The following is a 2,585-nucleotide window of genomic DNA, read 5'->3' as shown; positions in this document are numbered from 1 at the left end:
TTAGATCAACGAAGATTAGTCTCGAAAGTACCGGTGTGTTCAAGTCAGCAGTTGCACGAAAATGTAATTCGTTCAAATACTACTACCTGAAATATAAAATTACATTGGGTGATGTCTATGAAATTTGAACGCGATGAGCGAAAGTTTGATTTCCACGATATAGGGCGCGAAATTAAGCGCAAAAGAGAAGCCAGCGGCATGACACAGGAGCAACTGGCCTGTATTATTGACCGCGATCCCCGTACCGTCATGTACCATGAAAACGACGGCCAGCATCCCAGCCTGAATATCTTTTATCAGCTGGTGACAAAGTTCGATATATCGGTGGATCAGTTCTTTTATCCAGGCATGAGCGCAGATGACGCTTGCAAAAAGCGTATCAATATCATGCTCGGCTCTATGTCCGAAAAGGAATTGCGCCTTGTGGAAAATATAATCAGAGCTGTCAAAGACAGCCAAGAAACGGAGGAAGTGTGAAAAACGCTGCCTCCGTTTTTTTTGTGGGATTTCCGGGGGTGCGCGTTAGCGGCAAGCAATGCAAGTGTATGGACACTTGCTTTTTTTGCGCCCCCACCGGGGCGGCAAAAATGCTTGTTGGGGTTGCTCCCCAAACCCGCCGTACTTCTGGCCACCGTGACCAGATGTGTGGCCACACTCCGGGAAAAGTAGCAGGACGGCAGGAAACCGTCAAGGCTGAAATGAATGGGCTGACGCCCGGCCTTGACCGTTCCCCGCCGCCCCGCTGGATGGGTGGACAAGGTGGCCAATCCCTAAAAGTGTTTGGCCGCACTCGTTCATTTTGGGGCCTTTCTTCTCCCAAAATTGAAATGGGCGGGAAAGCCCTAAAATGGCTTTCCCGCCTTGATTACCCATTAGCAAAGACGGGCGAGACTGTCAACGGCGGCGCTGAAAGCGCCGTTCATCTTGACCGTTGACTGGCTCGCCTGGCTTTGCTACTGCCCGTAAGAGATGGAAAAACAAGATGGAAAACAAGGTTAAAAATGGTTGACAAGTCTATCGGATGTGTGTTATACTGTGCGACAGTTTGAGATTGGAAGGAGGCTTACGTGTGTTAATTTGTGTACGCTAATAAGCAATAAAAAGTAGAAGTACCTTTCCACATGATGGTGGGCTTTTTTTGCGTGCGTATGCAAAGGAACACGTAGGTTTGACACGAGCAGTCTTTGAACTGTATCGTGGTGTTTTTTCGTGCTTTGTTGTTATGCAGGCGTCTGCCCTCTCTGTGGGACAACGCCTGCTTTTTATTGCAGAAACAAAGGAACAATGCAATAAAAAAGGAGGTTCGCATTATGACCCAAAACAACAATTCATGGAGAAAAACTTATTTTACACTTCTTGCCGGACAAGCAATATCCTTTATTAGCAGCGGTATTTTGCAAATGGCCATTATCTTTTATTTGGTTGCGAAAACTAATTCTGCAATCATATTGACGGCGGCAACACTGATTGGATTTTTGCCGCAAGCCTGTTTAGGCCCGTTTGCAGGTGCTTTTGTTGACCGGCACAGCCGTAAAAGCGTAATGATTGGTGCGGATTTGATAATTGCCGCCGCTGGCGGTATTCTGGCGCTGGTGGCGTTTTACATGGAATTGCCCGTATGGTCTATTATGGTTGTCCTGTTAATCCGAAGTGCGGGAACTGCTTTTCATTCTCCAGCATTCAGCGCAGCAACACCTATGATTGTGCCAAAAGAGGAACTTACAAAATGCGCTGGTTACACGCAGACCATGCAAGCAGTAAGTGCGATTATCAGTCCAGCTGCCGCAGCGTTTTTATATGCTGTTTGGCCTCTTAATGCAATTATATTGTTAGATATTGTGGGTGCAATCCTTGCCTGTGTGACTGTTGCGATTTCGTCCATACCAACGCCTGAACTATGTCCAGAAACGAAAAGACAACAGTTTTTACAGGATATGAAAGAGGGGTATGTGGTATTAAAGCAAAACAGGGGCCTCTTTGCTCTGCTCTGGATTGGTGTAATTTATATGTTCTTTTATATGCCAATCAGTACGCTTTTTCCTCTCATCTGTATGTCATACTTCAAAGGAACACCGGCCCATGCCTCTGCCGCTGAAATTGCTTTTGCGGTTGGTATGCTGCTTGGCGGAGTCATTCTGAGCATTTGGGGCGGTTTTAAGAAACGGCGGTACACCATCGGTCTTTCCGTTCTCCTGATGGGCGTTAGCAATATGCTCTCCGGGCTTTTGCCGCCAGACGCATTTCTTGTCTTTGTTGTGTGCTGTACTGTTATGGGAATTTCCGCTCCATTTTACGGTGTGCAAAATGCGATTTTTCAAGAAACGGTCAAACCAGAATATCTGGGGAGAGTTTTTTCTCTACTGACAAGCGCCGCTTCCCTCGCCATGCCGTTTGGCCTTGTCATTTCCGGGCCTCTGGCGGAGCGGCTGGGAGTTGAGAAATGGTTTGTCATTTGCGGAATTGGCATTATCATCGTTGCGCTTGCCGTATTTTTACTACCCGGTTTGAGAGAGATTGACAATACGCAATAATCAACTGCACCTTTTTCTATTACTAAACAAAATGCCTGGATGGTGGTTCTGAAA

At 46.7% G+C, this 2,585-nt stretch carries 3 protein-coding genes; all 3 read left to right on the top strand.

The features are described from left to right. Nucleotides 1-117 precede the first annotated feature (117 nt). The 3 genes from KQI83_RS13070 to KQI83_RS13060 all read left to right on the top strand — a co-directional run bounded on the left by KQI83_RS13070 (nt 118) and on the right by KQI83_RS13060 (nt 2,531). Nucleotides 118-477 (top strand): helix-turn-helix transcriptional regulator, encoded by a 360-nt coding sequence (locus KQI83_RS13070; protein WP_216558879.1) that lies wholly within the window; start codon nt 118-120, stop codon nt 475-477. Continuing rightward, nucleotides 474-935: a hypothetical protein gene (locus KQI83_RS13065; RefSeq protein WP_330622421.1), complete on the top strand. Its 462-nt coding sequence runs from the start codon at nt 474-476 to the stop codon at nt 933-935. Before KQI83_RS13070 ends, KQI83_RS13065 begins: the two co-directional genes overlap by 4 nt. 375 nt (nt 936-1,310) lie before the next feature. Next, entirely contained in the window at nt 1,311-2,531 is a 1,221-nt protein-coding gene (locus tag KQI83_RS13060) for an MFS transporter (protein ID WP_002584949.1), read from the top strand. The last annotated feature ends 54 nt before the right edge of the window (nt 2,532-2,585 follow it).

Source organism: Roseburia sp. MSJ-14, assembly GCF_018918225.1.
GTDB lineage: Bacteria > Bacillota > Clostridia > Lachnospirales > Lachnospiraceae > Petralouisia.
The sequence above is the reverse complement of the archived record's forward strand: the minus strand, read 5'-3'. Positions and strand labels throughout refer to the sequence as shown.